Origin of the sequence: Leptospira koniambonensis (genome assembly GCF_004769555.1) — a bacterium.
GTDB lineage: Bacteria > Spirochaetota > Leptospiria > Leptospirales > Leptospiraceae > Leptospira_B > Leptospira_B koniambonensis.
Genome location: NZ_RQFY01000004.1, coordinates 1,062,276 through 1,075,841, shown reverse-complemented (window position 1 = coordinate 1,075,841; position 13,566 = coordinate 1,062,276). Strand labels below are relative to the sequence as shown.

16 protein-coding genes are annotated in these 13,566 nt (G+C 38.8%); 13 read left to right on the top strand and 3 right to left on the bottom strand.

What is annotated here, in order from left to right; genetic code table 11:
- Positions 1-77 precede the first annotated feature (77 nt).
- The 3 genes from EHQ52_RS09020 (at position 78) to EHQ52_RS09010 (ending at position 1,669) form a co-directional block, all read left to right on the top strand.
- Positions 78-602 carry a hypothetical protein gene (locus tag EHQ52_RS09020; RefSeq protein ID WP_135614853.1) on the top strand — a complete coding sequence of 175 codons (525 nt, stop codon included), beginning with the start codon at positions 78-80 and terminating at the stop codon, positions 600-602.
- A gap of 100 nt (positions 603-702) precedes the next feature.
- On the top strand, positions 703-1,242 hold the full coding sequence (locus EHQ52_RS09015) for a Crp/Fnr family transcriptional regulator (RefSeq protein ID WP_135614852.1): 540 nt from the start codon (positions 703-705) through the stop codon (positions 1,240-1,242).
- A 1-nt stretch (position 1,243) separates the two neighbouring features.
- Positions 1,244-1,669 (top strand): cyclic nucleotide-binding domain-containing protein, encoded by a 426-nt coding sequence (locus EHQ52_RS09010; protein WP_135614850.1) that lies wholly within the window; start codon positions 1,244-1,246, stop codon positions 1,667-1,669.
- A gap of 7 nt (positions 1,670-1,676) precedes the next feature.
- Here the strand turns inward: EHQ52_RS09010 and EHQ52_RS09005 are convergent, their stop codons facing one another.
- On the bottom strand, positions 1,677-2,117 hold the full coding sequence (locus tag EHQ52_RS09005) for a DUF1564 family protein (protein WP_135614849.1): 441 nt from the start codon (positions 2,115-2,117) through the stop codon (positions 1,677-1,679).
- A 199-nt stretch (positions 2,118-2,316) separates the two neighbouring features.
- Between EHQ52_RS09005 and msrA the strand changes: the two genes are divergently transcribed.
- Positions 2,317-2,847, top strand: a complete 531-nt coding sequence (gene msrA / locus EHQ52_RS09000) for a peptide-methionine (S)-S-oxide reductase MsrA (RefSeq protein WP_135614848.1) — start codon at positions 2,317-2,319, stop codon at positions 2,845-2,847.
- Here msrA and EHQ52_RS08995 read toward each other — a convergent pair.
- Positions 2,841-5,222 carry a PAS domain-containing sensor histidine kinase gene (locus EHQ52_RS08995; protein ID WP_135614847.1) on the bottom strand — a complete coding sequence of 794 codons (2,382 nt, stop codon included), beginning with the start codon at positions 5,220-5,222 and terminating at the stop codon, positions 2,841-2,843. The genes msrA and EHQ52_RS08995 overlap by 7 nt on opposite strands.
- A gap of 233 nt (positions 5,223-5,455) precedes the next feature.
- On the opposite strand from EHQ52_RS08995, the gene EHQ52_RS08990 reads away from it, so the two are divergent.
- The 3 genes from EHQ52_RS08990 to EHQ52_RS08980 all read left to right on the top strand — a co-directional run bounded on the left by EHQ52_RS08990 (position 5,456) and on the right by EHQ52_RS08980 (position 8,244).
- Positions 5,456-6,160 carry a fatty acid desaturase CarF family protein gene (locus EHQ52_RS08990; RefSeq protein WP_167492195.1) on the top strand — a complete coding sequence of 235 codons (705 nt, stop codon included), beginning with the start codon at positions 5,456-5,458 and terminating at the stop codon, positions 6,158-6,160.
- 78 nt (positions 6,161-6,238) lie between these two features.
- The gene (locus EHQ52_RS08985; RefSeq protein ID WP_135614845.1) at positions 6,239-7,303 is read left to right on the top strand and encodes an alpha/beta fold hydrolase; all 1,065 of its coding nucleotides are present in this window, start codon (positions 6,239-6,241) and stop codon (positions 7,301-7,303) included.
- Between the two features lie 14 nt (positions 7,304-7,317).
- Positions 7,318-8,244, top strand: a complete 927-nt coding sequence (locus EHQ52_RS08980) for an alpha/beta hydrolase (RefSeq protein WP_135614844.1) — start codon at positions 7,318-7,320, stop codon at positions 8,242-8,244.
- Positions 8,245-8,311: 67 nt separating this feature from the next.
- On the opposite strand, the gene EHQ52_RS08975 is transcribed toward EHQ52_RS08980, so the two are convergent.
- A complete protein-coding gene (locus tag EHQ52_RS08975; RefSeq protein WP_135614843.1) occupies positions 8,312-8,923 on the bottom strand; it encodes a uracil-DNA glycosylase in 612 nt (203 codons plus the stop codon).
- Between the two features lie 94 nt (positions 8,924-9,017).
- On the opposite strand from EHQ52_RS08975, the gene EHQ52_RS08970 reads away from it, so the two are divergent.
- The 6 genes from EHQ52_RS08970 to EHQ52_RS08950 all read left to right on the top strand — a co-directional run bounded on the left by EHQ52_RS08970 (position 9,018) and on the right by EHQ52_RS08950 (position 13,531).
- On the top strand, positions 9,018-9,959 hold the full coding sequence (locus tag EHQ52_RS08970) for a cation diffusion facilitator family transporter (protein WP_135614842.1): 942 nt from the start codon (positions 9,018-9,020) through the stop codon (positions 9,957-9,959).
- A gap of 456 nt (positions 9,960-10,415) precedes the next feature.
- A complete protein-coding gene (locus tag EHQ52_RS20070; protein WP_008594055.1) occupies positions 10,416-10,565 on the top strand; it encodes a hypothetical protein in 150 nt (49 codons plus the stop codon).
- Between the two features lie 114 nt (positions 10,566-10,679).
- Complete coding sequence (gene queD / locus EHQ52_RS08965; RefSeq protein ID WP_135614841.1) at positions 10,680-11,057, top strand: 6-carboxytetrahydropterin synthase QueD; 378 nt, start codon at positions 10,680-10,682, stop codon at positions 11,055-11,057.
- Between the two features lie 3 nt (positions 11,058-11,060).
- Positions 11,061-11,768, top strand: coding sequence for a 7-cyano-7-deazaguanine synthase QueC (queC, locus tag EHQ52_RS08960; RefSeq protein ID WP_135614840.1), 708 nt, complete (start codon positions 11,061-11,063; stop codon positions 11,766-11,768).
- A gap of 64 nt (positions 11,769-11,832) precedes the next feature.
- Positions 11,833-12,114, top strand: coding sequence for an NAD(P) transhydrogenase subunit alpha part 2 (locus EHQ52_RS08955; RefSeq protein ID WP_008594681.1), 282 nt, complete (start codon positions 11,833-11,835; stop codon positions 12,112-12,114).
- A 7-nt stretch (positions 12,115-12,121) separates the two neighbouring features.
- Complete coding sequence (locus EHQ52_RS08950; protein WP_135614839.1) at positions 12,122-13,531, top strand: NAD(P)(+) transhydrogenase (Re/Si-specific) subunit beta; 1,410 nt, start codon at positions 12,122-12,124, stop codon at positions 13,529-13,531.
- Positions 13,532-13,566 lie beyond the last annotated feature (35 nt).

Here is a 13,566-nt window from a genome sequence, read left to right as displayed (position 1 = left end):
GGCCTTTCTTTATAATATTATCTTTTCCTTGCTGAAATTATAGAGAGTTTGATCCTTTCCGAAACCGGAAGGCGCAATTGAAGTCTAAATTTTTAAATCCTGTTCTAATCCTATTCATTCTATCCATAGTTTCCGCAATATCTATATTCATTTTTGTGGTGACTTATTCTTCTCCCACTTTGAGAAGCCAGGCATCTGCAACAAATACTGAGATTATAGGACTAATCTGGTTAGTAATTACTGTATTAATTTTATATAATGCAGGAATTGCTTCTTTTCGGAATTTATTCCTGGAAAAGTTTTCAGAAGAGCAAGAAGGTTTAAGAAGTGTTGAAGCTTTACTTTTCAGTTTTGTAAGCCTTGTTTTATTTCTGATCGGCTCCAAACTTGGAAGTTTGTTTAAGACAGATATCAGCACTCCAGAACTTCTAATGGCTATTCCTATAATCCTTGTTGCAAGCTGGGAAAATTATCTGACTAGAACAATTGGTTTAAAATTCAGATCCATTTATTTGATCTCTACTGCAGCATTTCAAATTATAGTTTATATAAGTTTTATGCTCTCTTTTCTAGCGCTGGCAAGCTTGGACGGATTCGACTGAAATCTGGTCGAACGTTATTTTAGAACGACTCATCAAAATTGATCTGTGAAAAAATTCGGATCTGGTTTGGATATGTAGGATTTTTGCCGTCTTACATAAAATGCCGACCATTTTAGATTTCGTTCATAGTGTTTTTACCCGGGTTTATCCCAAAGATTCCTTCATATTCAAAGAAGGAGAAGAATCCGATGGAAACATGTATTTTCTTTTCCAAGGGCATTTAAAGGTCAGCAAAAATCGCCCGGACGCAGGGGACAAATCCATCAAAGAAGTTTTTCCTGGAGAATTTTTCGGAGAGATCGCTTTGATTTCAGGAAGAGCAAGAGCAATGTCGGTCCAAGTTCTTTCTCCTTCTGCAAAACTTGGAGTCCTAAATAAGGGCGTTTTCGAAAAGTTAGAAAAAACAAGTCCTCAATTCCTTCTTTTACTTCTTAAAAACACTTTCGAAAAACTGAATCGAGCGGAGATGAAACTCGAAGCTCTTTATACAGAGATCCACAAAAAAGAAGAAGAATCCAAACCAGCTGTAGAACCTGGCTCAGAAAATGAAACAGTTGTTTCAGAAACTTCCGAAACAACAAACTCTGAAACTACACAAGAAGAAACTTCTGCAGAAGCGGTAGTAAATAAGGAAGTATAAGATGGGAATTAATATTTTAGAATTCATTAATAACGTATCCGTTAAAACCTATCTTGCAGGAGAAGATGTCTTTAAAGAAAAAGATCCTTCTAACGGAATGATGTATTTTGTTTTCACAGGTGCTCTGGAAATCAGGAAGTCTTATGACGGAGAAGAAAGAGTGATCCGCAATTTAGAACCTGGATCCTTTTTCGGAGAGATCGCATTAATTAATAATGTACCAAGAGCTGCAACCGCAAGAGTGATCACTGAAAAAGCAAAAATAGGTATCTTGGATCAGGAAATGTTCTATAGGATCGGACAAACGAATCCTAAATTCTTTTCGCTCCTTCTAAATACTACAATCCATAGATTGGTTTCTGTAGAAGATGAAATTGCAAAATTAAGTTCAGGACAACCTATTCATCCGATCCGTAGCAGAGATTAAATTTTGATCAGGCAACCTTCTTCTTTTTGAAAATCTCCAAAGGAGAATTCGAAAAGTATCTATTTAATAAAAACGTAAACAAATAACACTTAGAAACTCCGTGTTTTCTTGCATAGTTTCCTAATAGATTCCAATCTTGCAGGTCGGGTCTGAAATTAAGTCGACTCCAGTCCTTCTGCTTGCCTCTACCTTCTTCCTTTTTTTGGTACATCATCATAGTAGAATCTGGATTTAGTTTCTCTTGAAACTGAAGATCCGGTCCGTACAATTCCAATAAGTCTTTGAGACATGTTGCTCCCGGTCTGGATCCTTTCCAATTTTTCAGATAATTTTTATACAACCTATCTGGTAGGATCAAAGTGCAGGTTGGCATAGATTCTCTGGGAGATTTTGCCTTCCAAGATTTATTTTTGATCGGTTTGGGGTTTAATATTAGTTTGAACTTCATGCTCGTCCCGGTCTCAGTCCTTGCTTTCTGCTTACGTTTTTTCGGAAGAAATTCGGAAAAATGTTTCCTTCATCCGACTTTCTGACCGGAATCCAATCTAATAAGAGCCTGTCCCAAAAGGTCCAGGCTCTTGAAGCCCGTGGCTTATTATTCGCCTATAACCTATATTTTGGGACGGACTATAAGAAAGGAGGATGGAATGTCGGAACAAAAAGATCTGGAATACGCAGTTTTAGGTGGAGGATGTTTTTGGTGCGTCGAAGCGATCTACCAATTGGTAGATGGAGTAGAATCCATTGTCTCCGGTTACGCGGGAGGACATGATCCTGCACCAAATTATAAATCAATTTGTACAGGACTCACAGGTCATGCAGAAGTGATCCGAGTTGGATTCAATCCAAGTAAGATCTCCTACAAAAATATTTTAGAAATTTTCTGGGAAGCTCACGACCCTACTACAAGAAACAAACAAGGAAACGACGAAGGGCCTCAATATAGAAGTATCATCTTATATGAAAACCAAAACCAAAAAGATATTGCAGAAACTTCCAGATCAGAGGCTGGGCCTAAGTTTGCTTCTCCTATCGTGACTGAGATTGTTGCACTAGAGAAATTTTTCCCAGCGGAAAATTATCACCAAAATTATTTCAGATTAAATCCAGGACAGCCTTACTGTCATTATGTGATCCGTCCTAAGATTGAAAAATTTCTAAAAAAGAAAACTCACTGAGGCAATATAACTAAGAACGCAGTACCTTCAGGAGAAGTTTCGAATCCGATTGTTCCGCCGTGGTTTTCCACGATACGTTTTACTATATCCAAACCGAGTCCGGAACCTTCTCCTGGAGCTTTGGTTGTGAAAAATGGTTCGAATATTCTCTCTTGGATGGATTCAGGAATCCCAGGACCGTTATCTGAAATCTTAATGCAGATCTTATCTTTTTCTCTATTGCCTACGTTTATTTTTAGAATTCCTTTGAACCCCATCGCTTGGGCTGAATTATAAATTAAGTTAGTCCATACATGTAATAGATCATCAGCGTATCCTGGAACGATGAGAGTTCCTGCTTCATATTCTTTAATGATCTCTATTCCAGACTTTAATTGGTTTTGGTAGATTGTAAGAACTGTATCTATACTTTCTCTGATATCGACTGGAGCTTTAGGCCCACCATTACTAAAATGAGAAAAGTTTTTAAGTGCATATACAATCTTAGAAGTCCTGTCTACAGACATATCCACCAATTTGGAACTTCTACTTGCTTGGATCTCATCCAAAGCATACTGAATGACTTGTTGGATTTTTTCTCCGATAAATAGTTTTGGGAAATCTTCTAACGCAGCTTCTAATCCTGCTTCTACCAAACCTTCTGCTAGATTTCTTGCTTCTGAAATTCCAAGTTCCTTCAATCTAGATTCTAAAATTTTAGTTTTAGCTCTTACTTCTTTAGGAGGAATAATTTCTTGGTAAGCCCTTCCCTTCTTTAATAAGGTTTGGAATTCTAGCTTTGCTTCATTGCCTAGATTTTCCAAGACGGAAGCAGCCTCTTGCATTCTATCTAAGACACGATCAAAATGGTTTTTAACAGATTCGTTCGCGGCACGGATCACTCCGATCGGATTATTGATCTCATGTGCTATCCCTGCAACAAGCTGTCCGAGTGAAGCCATCTTTTCGGAGACTATCAATTGGTTTTGGGTTTTTTGAAGATACTCAAGTGTAGATTCTAATTCTGCTTTTTGTTTTTCGATCAATTCATTCTGAGTAGAGATTTCATTATTTAAGATCCTTAATTCTGCTGCTTCTTTTTTGGAAGAAATATCTTTTACCATATTGATCATACGTGTTTCTCCGTCGATCATCGCAAATCTGGTGGAAAATTCCACCTGGAGCAAACGTCCATCCTTTCTTCTGAAGGTTACTTCTTCATTATATAAGAATCCGTCTTTTTTGATCTTTTCCTTAAAATTTTCTCTTTCAGTTTCATGCAACCAAATACCCAACTCTACGCTAGTTCGGCCGATCGCTTCCTCTCTTGTGAAACCAAGTAATTCGGTAAATCCGTCGTTGATATCAACATATCTTCCATCTTCGAAGTTGGAGATAGAAGTAGCATAAGGGCTTAATTTGAATACTTTAGAGAATAATTCCTGGCTGGCCTTGATCTCTTCGCCCGCGATATGTTTTTCAGTAATATCTTGGCCAGTTCCATAACCTATTATGGAATCCTTATATTTCCCTTTAGCCAAAATATATCTGGTTTTTCCATCATCTCCTTTGGCTCTAAAAATAAATTCAGTGGAATAAGAAGGATCATTAAAATGTTTTGCTCCTTCTGTAAGTGCGGCCACAATCCTTTCCTTATCATCTCCTTCTACATATTTTTCCAAAAACTGATCCATAAACATTGTCCTGGACTCTTTTGCAGCTTTGTCTCCAAGCATAATACGATATTCTTTGGTTAAGGTTACTTCCTTAGTCTCTAAATTAAGAGTGATCCCGCCTAACTTGGCATGGATCTGTGCTCTGGACAATTCTTCTCGTATTTTAGATAATCCCGATAGACCGAATTTCATCAGGATCCAAGACATAAATAAGCCCACTGAATTTCCTATAAATACGGACCATTCTCCTGTGGGATAATTTGGAGCAGGTATCATACCCTTGGATTTTAAATAAATACTTAAGAGTCCAGTAAAGAAGGAAAGAAGCGCATAGAATAAGGAGCCAGCTTGTCCCAAAACCAAAGAGGCAAGTACAACAATGATCATAAACTGAGTGAATGATGTAGCATAAACTCCACCTTCTCTCAAAGACACGATACAAAGTGCCAGCCATTGTAAAAAGATCATGATATTTGCACCAAGCTTAACCCTTCCCGATTTAGCAAGAAGGTGGCAAAGTATCACTGCAGAAGGAATAATATAGAAAGAATAATAGGTATTCTTAGGTTTTTCAGAGACGAGCGGATGAATAATCCTATATAAAACCGCAACTGTGAAGGTGATATACATCAGACCATAAAGAAGTTTGATCGAAACGTCTTTTTCAGGATCAGCGGATAATGGTGGATAAATAAATCTTTTAAGACGTCGTAAAATCATACTTAATGCTGCGGACTTTCAAATATGGATTTCTTAGGCGAGATTGGAAAGCGGGATTTAAAAATCCGAATAAAATTCAAAGAATCGAGAACTTTCCATTAATCCAAAATATCTAAATTCTTAATCGATTTGTCTCTTATGTATCGGTTTTAAAACGGTCCTTTTTTCTACTGAGTTAACAGATCAGGCAAAAAAAATTTTGCAAACCGAAACATAGCATATAAATAATAACTATGAACTTCCTGAGAATTTTATTCCCTTCTCCTTTTAAGATCCATAGACTCGTGGAAGTTCTAAGTATCTTCTTATTCTTAGTTTTTTCAGGACTATGTCTGTATGAGTTCGGAATATTATTTTTATCGGTTCTTCAGGATTCTCCCTGGATATTCTTATCTGGACTTGTAGTTCTCTTATTCATAGCTTATATTACTGCAGACTTTCTTTCCGGTTTTGTTCATTTTTTAGGAGATAGTTTCGGGAACGAATTCACTCCTTATATTGGACCCGCTTTTATTTTTCCTTTTAGAGATCATCATGTGGACCCAAAAGGGATCACTCGACATGATTTTGTGGAGACTAACGGGAACAATTGTCTAGTATCACTTCCCATTCTTCTGTATTGTTTTTATGCTCCTTTAGAGAACGGGAATTTTCCTTGGGCCAGAACATTTTGGATACTTGTGCTAGTCGGGATCTTCTTCACTAATCAGATCCATAAATGGGCCCACCAAGACGAGCCGAATAAACTTATTAAATATATGCAAAAAAAGCGTTGGATACTTTCTCCAGAGCATCATAAAATACATCATACGGCTCCATACGATACGTATTTTTGTATTACGACTGGTTGGTGGAATCCGTTACTTCATAAGATCCGATTTTTTCCAACTGTGAAGAAGTCAGTGGACTCCTTTCTAAATTTTCTCCGTATCAACTAATACGAACATCGTTCTTTACTTAAAATTAAGTTTTGAATTTTCCTTGATTCCATTTCGGCAAGAAGGAGGATCGCGGGTATGCTTCGTTTTCTTTTCGCATTCTTCGTATGCTTACCGCTAATCGTTTCTTGTTCCGCGAATATCGCGTTAAAAGGAGAGATCCTTCATCCAAAGACCTCAGATGGCTGGGACATCACTCTAGAACATTTTCCTCCTCTGCAAGGAACCGCTAATAAAAAATATCCTGTGATACTCTGTCACGGATTTATAGCGAATCGTATCTATCTTAAGATCAATGAAAAGTCATCCATAGTAGCACATCTTCAAAAAGAAGGTTACGATGTTTGGCTTTTAGAGTTAAGAGGAAAACAAGAAGCTGGATCTCCTTCTTTATTCTGGGGAGATAAAACTTTTGATTATTCGATCGACGATTATATCAAACAAGATGCAGATGCTGCGATCCAATATGTTCTTAAGAGCACAGGCAAAGAAAAAGTAAACTGGATCGGTCATAGTATGGGAGGAATGCTCCAATACGCAAGACTCGGAAGTTTAGGTGAGAACAGAGTAGCTAACTTCGTAGCGATCGGCTCACCTGCGATCATGGATCCTCCATCTGATGCTTTAAAATTATGGTCCAGTTTTACTTGGGCGCTAAATTTATGGCCTGCTGTTCCTACAGAAACTTGGTCTGGAGTCAGAGGAGGAACTGGGTTCCCTATCTTTCCTAAAAGAAGTTTCGAAGAAGTATTCTGGCACGCACCAAATATAGAACCTAAAATTGTATCCGGGATCTTCACTGATTCCATCGCAACAGTTTCTAAAAGAGAAGCAAGGCAGATGGATAAGATCGTAGAGACAGGACAATTTCGCTCCGAAGATGGAAAACTTATCTATTCACAAGCTTTCGGAAATATTAAGATCCCTGTATTACTCGTTGCGGGTAGAAGGGACAAATTGGGATTCACATATTCTCTCAGATATGTTTATGACCAATTGGGTTCTGCAGATAAAACTTTATTCGTATTATCTAAAGGAAAAGGTTTTTCAGAAGACTACGGTCACACTGACCTAGTAGTAGGAAAGAAGGCGGATGACGAAGTGTTTCCTACGATCATCCATTGGTTAAACAAAAGAAATTAATTCCGGATCATAAAATGAAATTCAAAAATAAAATCATATTCTTCTTATTTTCCATTTTTCTACTTTTCTCCTGCACTCGATATGCAGTGATCACAGAAGAAACTTTTAAGAATCAAACTGCAAATATAGCATCTAACGTTTATCTCACAAACTTTTTAAAACATAGTTCTGATTATCCACCGGTTCTACTTTTGGATCCGATCCTTGTGAATAAAAAGTCTTTGTATCTCGGAGATTATAACGGACTAATCGGAGTGTTAAGTGGAAACGGGTTTTCAGTTTTCCTTTTACATTTCGAAGTATATCCAGGATTAGATCTGAAAGAAGTGGGAGAAAAGCTGATCCCTCAAGCAGTCTCTCAGGTCCAGGGTTTAAGCAATCGTAAAGATTATATTTTAGGCGGGGTCTCAGTTGGAGGCCAGGCAATCCTTCATTATATCCGATCCAAAAAAGATCCAGCAATCTCTAAGGTTTTCTTTTTAGGAACTGGAATGGATTATAAGTATAACGATAGTTTCATAGATGATATGAAAAAAGAGAAACGATTCGGAACTGATCTATCCAATTCTTGTAAGAACAAAGATAGTTTCTGTTCTAGATTTATCTCTTTAGATGAAGATAATCCTACAACCTTATATCTTTACCAAACATTATGGAATTATCTTCCTTCCTTAGAGGAAAATCCAAAAGTTTGGGCAGACTTCGAGTTAATGGACTTTCCTACTCTATTCGTCGCAGGCAAGTTAGACAATGTTGCAACTTCAGAATCTATTCATCCAGTTTATCGCAGAAAAAGAGGATTCACTCAATTCTTCGAAGCAGGACGTGATAATGGTGGAAAGATAGACTACGATCACCTTTCTTTATTCGCACATGAATCCGCTCCTTCTGATATCTATCAGAAGATCGCAGATTGGTTAGCTAAGAAGAAGGGAGAATAATACAAAACCTAGTTTTGAAAATGCGATGTTGGAGTTCCGACATCGCTTAAAAAGTAAATCTGATAGTTTATCCCGGACGTTTCCAATCTAGTTTGTCCAAGACCTTCTTTATATCTTCCCAAACATCTCTTTTTAAGGGGCTATTCTCCCCACCGTTGCGGATGACGTAGCTTGGATGATAAGTAGGCATAACAGGGATTCCATGAAAATCTCCCCAATGCCCTCTGAGTTTAGTAATCCCTTCTTTTGTTCTTAAAATGAATCTAGTGGAAGGGTTTCCTAAGGTAATGATCACTTTAGGTTGTATGATAGAAATTTGTCTGAGTAAAAAAGGAGAACATGCGATTACTTCATCATCTTCGGGCGGTCTGTCTTTTTCGAATTTTAGATCTACTGTAGGCCTGCACTTAGTGACGTTCGCAATATAAACACTGTCCCTTGAAACTCCCATCCCTCTTTCTATAATTCTAGTTAATAATTCTCCTGCTTTTCCTACGAATGGTCTGCCTGTCAGGTCCTCTTGTTTGCCTGGACCTTCTCCTATGAACATGACTTCAGCGTTCGGATTTCCTTCTCCGAAAACGGTTTGGGTCCGAGTCGTATTCAATTTACATCGAACGCAAGGAGCCACTTCTCTTGCGATGATCGCAAGCTCTTGTTCTTTTGAATTTTCACTCATACCAGCTCTTATCGATAAAGAGAACCCGTTATCCTGCAACCAATTTCTAAAAAAGTGACTGGAAGAATTTTCACATGTTCTTTATTTTAGATCCATGCACGGGCACCATCATCATTCTCACGATGATCATCATGGACACTCTCATTCACACTCGGGTGATCCTCATTCTAGTTCTATGCCTGAAAATTCCCGTGCATTCTTATTTGCATTCCTATTAAACTTTGGGTTTGCAGGGATAGAATTTGTAGGCGGATATCTTTTCGACAGTTTAGCAATTCTTTCTGATTCTCTACATGATCTGGGAGATAGTGGTTTCTTAGCTCTTGCTTGGATCTTCCAAAAGATTGCTGCAAAACCAAGAACACAAACCTTCACATTCGGCTACAGAAGATTAAGTCTTTCTGCTGCATTAGTAAATTCTTTTGTTCTATTTTTAGGATCATTTGCGATCTTATTCTTTGCGGTTAGCAAATTAAACGAACCAGGTTCTCCTAATGGTTGGGGGATGTTAGGACTTTCTATTTTAGGTGTGATCGTAAACGGAGCTGCATTATTCAAATTAAAGAATAGTTCAGGTCTGAATGCAAAGACTGCATTCCTTCATCTTCTGGAAGATGTGTTAGGATGGGTCGCAGTATTCTTCGGTAGTATTGCTTTGATCGTATTCGGTTGGTCTTGGGTAGATCCAGTTTTATCTATCGCAATTTCTCTTTGGGTTGGGATCCAATCCTTCCGCAATTTAAGAAAGATACTTCTTTTACATCTTCAATCTTCTCCAGAAGGGATCGATACAAAAGAATTAGAAAATCGGATCTTAAAATTGAAAGGGGTTCGTTCAGTTCATGATCTTCATCTTTGGTCCATGGACGGAGATTATCATGTTCTAACTCTTCATGTAGGTGTTCAGGAAACTTCTATTGTTCAAGCTCAGAAGTTAAAAGAGAAGATCCGTAATATCACTAAAGAATTCCATATCCCTCATGCAACTGTGGAAGTAGAACCCGCAGGAGCAGAATGTCCTTACCAAGAATGCTAAAACTACAATTCTGTATTCTTTTTGGCTCGCAAAGCCGCTAAGGTAAAAAGAGTTTTTTAGAGAATCATAAAATCTAAAACGAATGCCTTCTCTTCTTAGCGCCTTCGCGTGAAAATGTAAAGATCCGACAAAATCAAAAAATCAGATAACGTGAGGAATAAGATCTAAGCGGTCGTTTCCTCGCTCCCTAGGGTCGCTGCGGAAGGGATACGCAGGGCTTTAGTCCGGGCGAGGCCCGGATGAGCAATAGCGAACCCGAAGTAGCCCGGTCCGAACGAAGTGAGGAGCCGCCCCCTCACTTATTGGAACTCCAATAATACTTATAAACAATGTCATATATAACGAGACATAATCATACAGTCCCATTTCCTCCAATAACAAGGCCCACTTCCTATGGCGTCTACTTGTCAGCAGTCTATACTTGACAGTGGGGAAACGGCCCGGATTTTGGTTGGTATGAACCAAAAAACAGCTAAACTTCTCAAAAAATACGCGGAAGCAAAAGGTATTAACGAGAAACAAATCAAACGTGAGTGGCTGGTATTAAACGAATTTCAGAAGGACCAGAAAAAACAGGAAATCCTGAAAGAACTGGTTAAAAAGTAATCCGCTACTGATCTTTCTTGACCGACTTTACAAAGTCGGTCCGCGTATTTCCCGGATCGGTACTCCGAAACCGGACTTTCATTTTTCAGAATCAATCATTCGTCCAACATCTAAATGGAAGAAATAGAACTTACTAAAGAATTTCGTTTCGATGCCGCTCACTTCTTACCGAATGTTCCGGAAGGTCATAAGTGTAGAAGGATGCATGGCCACAGCTTTCGATTCAAATTACATCTAAAAGGTACGGTAGACGAAAAAACTGGTTGGTTGATGGACTTCGCAGAAGTCAGCAAGGTTGTTAAACCTTTACTCGAAAACTATTTAGATCATTATCTTCTAAACGAAATCGAAGGTTTAGAAAATCCAACCAGCGAGAATATCAGCATCTGGTTGTGGAAAAAACTGAAACCTCAACTTTCTCTTTTATACAAGATCACTTTAAACGAAACCTGCACGAGTGCATGTGTTTATAACGGACCTTCTGAGAAATAAAAGATGAGATCTTCTTCTAAGTCGAACAGCGTTCGAACGAAATCTCATTCTAAAAATCCAAAAGCTATCGTTCTTTTCTCAGGTGGATTAGATTCTACGACTTGTTTGTACCAAGCCATCCAAGATGGTTATTCCCCTATCGCTCTTTCCTTCGATTATAATCAAAAACATAAACAAGAACTCAAATCTGCCAAAAAGATCACAAAACTTTTAGAAGTACCTCATTTAATCCAAAAATTGAGTCCTGAATTTTTCCAAGGTTCTTCTCTTACTGAAAAGAAGATCAAGGTGCCTAAAAATTCTTTAGGTCATTCTGAGATCCCAAACACTTATGTTCCCGGAAGGAATATTTTGTTTTTATCTTTCGGAGTTTCTTTGGCAGAAGGTATCGGAGCCCAAAGACTCTATATTGGTGTGAATGCTTTGGATTATTCCGGTTATCCAGATTGCAGACCTGAATTTATAAAAGCGTATTCTGACGCGATCCGTATAGGGACCAAAACAGGATCAGAAGGTCATCCTCTAGAAATATGCACACCTTTGCAGTTCTTAGATAAAAAAGAGATCGTGTTACTAGGCTCTAAATTAGGCGTTCCGTTTTCTATGACTCATTCTTGTTATGATCCCGTGGGAGGCAAACCCTGCGGAAAATGCGACTCCTGCTTGCTTCGAAAAAAGGGTTTTCAGGAAGCAGGCGTCCCGGAAAAGTGAACGAACAGATTTTAAGGCATCGGTTTTGAGGATTTTTCCCTGCCGCCGTCCATAGGAAGCTAATATGGAACAGTTCGTAAGCTACCTGACGATATTTCTAATCGCAGTGTTTGTAGGAATCGAGGTCATCAACCGTATTCCACCTTTATTACATACCCCTCTTATGTCAGGCTCTAACGCCATTTCGGGTATCACAGTCATCGGAGCGATCTTAACTCTTCATACTACAAATCATTGGATTATTCAAGTATTAGGATTTATCGCAATCGTTGCAGCAACCGTCAACGTGATCGGAGGGTTCGTAGTAACTCACCGCATGTTGGGAATGTTCAAGAAAAAGGATTAATACATAAATGGAAAAAGCGTATATCAACCTCATTTATCTAGTTTCAAGTATCCTTTTTATCGTTGGATTAAAGTTACTTTCTCATCCTAAAACTGCAGTAAAAGGGAACTTTACCGGAGCTTTCGGTATGTTCCTCGCGGTTGTAGGAGTATTCTTCGAATACGGAACGATCAATCAAAGTGATATCATCATTATCGGTGCAGCGCTCTTAGTAGGAACTGCAATCGGAACGTTTATCGCTCTTAAAGTAGAAATGACTGGAATGCCTCAGCTCGTGGCACTTCTGAACGGACTTGGAGGACTTGCTTCCTTCTTAGTTGGTGGAAACTCTTTGATGGAGATCCTACAACCGGGTCATGATACTGCACAACTTGCAGATTATCAGTTCACAATCTCTACTGCAGCAACTGGTATTATCGGAGCTGTAACTCTTACAGGAAGTTTGATCGCTTTCGGAAAACTACAAGGTTTGATCTCAGAAAAAGCGGTTCGTTACTTCGGAGACCAGATCGTAAAAGTTTTATTCTTAATTGGTTCTCTTTACTTAGGTTATTTAAACGTAACCGAGCCTACTAAGATTGATTGGTACTGGTACATCGTACTTGTTGCTTCTATCCTTGGAGTTCTGTTAGTAATTCCGATCGGTGGAGCGGACATGCCAGTGGTAATCGCTCTTCTTAACTCTTATTCAGGACTTGCAGCTTCTGCAACTGGATTCGTTTTAGGAAACAATGTTCTTATCATCTCCGGATCTCTTGTAGGAGCTTCCGGTATCCTTCTCACTCAGATCATGTGTAAGGCGATGAACCGTTCTCTTCCAAACGTTCTTTTTGGTGGGCTCGGTGCTGCTCCTTCTTCCGCAGATTCTGGCGACATCTATACTGGAAAAACAAAAGCAACTTCTGCTGAAGAAGTGGCAATGTTACTGGATATGGCTCAGAGAGTAGTTATCGTTCCTGGTTATGGAATGGCAGTTGCTCAAGCGCAACACGCGGTTCGCGAGCTTTACAACCAACTTACTGATAAGAACATCGAAGTTGAGTTTGCTATCCACCCAGTTGCTGGAAGGATGCCTGGTCACATGAACGTTCTATTAGCAGAAGCTGATATTCCTTACGACAAAATGAAAGAAATGGATGAGATCAATCCTACTTTCAACACTGTAGACGTAGTAATCATCAATGGTGCGAACGACGTGGTAAACCCTCTGGCAAAAACAGATCCAGGTTCTCCAATCGCTGGAATGCCGATCTTAGATGTGGATAAAGCAAAAACCATTATCGTGATCAAACGTTCCTTGAGCCCAGGATTTGCAGGAGTTCCTAACCCACTCTTCATCCAAGAAAACTGCCTCATGTATTTCCAAGATGGTAAAAAAGCCACCCAAGAAATCGTGACAGCACTCAAGGATACCTAATCCAGATTTTCCGAAAAATTCAGGAAATGATTCTT

Coding starts and splice junctions, on each gene's coding strand:
- EHQ52_RS08985 (WP_135614845.1), top strand. CDS start 6,239: ATGCTTCGTTTTCTTTTCGCATTCTTCGTATGCTTACCGCTAATCGTT.
- queC (WP_135614840.1), top strand. CDS start 11,061: ATGAGATCTTCTTCTAAGTCGAACAGCGTTCGAACGAAATCTCATTCT.
- EHQ52_RS08970 (WP_135614842.1), top strand. CDS start 9,018: ATGCACGGGCACCATCATCATTCTCACGATGATCATCATGGACACTCT.
- EHQ52_RS09015 (WP_135614852.1), top strand. CDS start 703: ATGCCGACCATTTTAGATTTCGTTCATAGTGTTTTTACCCGGGTTTAT.
- EHQ52_RS08975 (WP_135614843.1), bottom strand. CDS start 8,923: ATGAGTGAAAATTCAAAAGAACAAGAGCTTGCGATCATCGCAAGAGAA.
- msrA (WP_135614848.1), top strand. CDS start 2,317: ATGTCGGAACAAAAAGATCTGGAATACGCAGTTTTAGGTGGAGGATGT.
- queD (WP_135614841.1), top strand. CDS start 10,680: ATGGAAGAAATAGAACTTACTAAAGAATTTCGTTTCGATGCCGCTCAC.
- EHQ52_RS08990 (WP_167492195.1), top strand. CDS start 5,456: ATGAACTTCCTGAGAATTTTATTCCCTTCTCCTTTTAAGATCCATAGA.
- EHQ52_RS20070 (WP_008594055.1), top strand. CDS start 10,416: ATGAACCAAAAAACAGCTAAACTTCTCAAAAAATACGCGGAAGCAAAA.
- EHQ52_RS09005 (WP_135614849.1), bottom strand. CDS start 2,117: ATGAAGTTCAAACTAATATTAAACCCCAAACCGATCAAAAATAAATCT.
- EHQ52_RS08955 (WP_008594681.1), top strand. CDS start 11,833: ATGGAACAGTTCGTAAGCTACCTGACGATATTTCTAATCGCAGTGTTT.
- EHQ52_RS09010 (WP_135614850.1), top strand. CDS start 1,244: ATGGGAATTAATATTTTAGAATTCATTAATAACGTATCCGTTAAAACC.
- EHQ52_RS08950 (WP_135614839.1), top strand. CDS start 12,122: ATGGAAAAAGCGTATATCAACCTCATTTATCTAGTTTCAAGTATCCTT.
- EHQ52_RS08995 (WP_135614847.1), bottom strand. CDS start 5,222: ATGATTTTACGACGTCTTAAAAGATTTATTTATCCACCATTATCCGCT.
- EHQ52_RS08980 (WP_135614844.1), top strand. CDS start 7,318: ATGAAATTCAAAAATAAAATCATATTCTTCTTATTTTCCATTTTTCTA.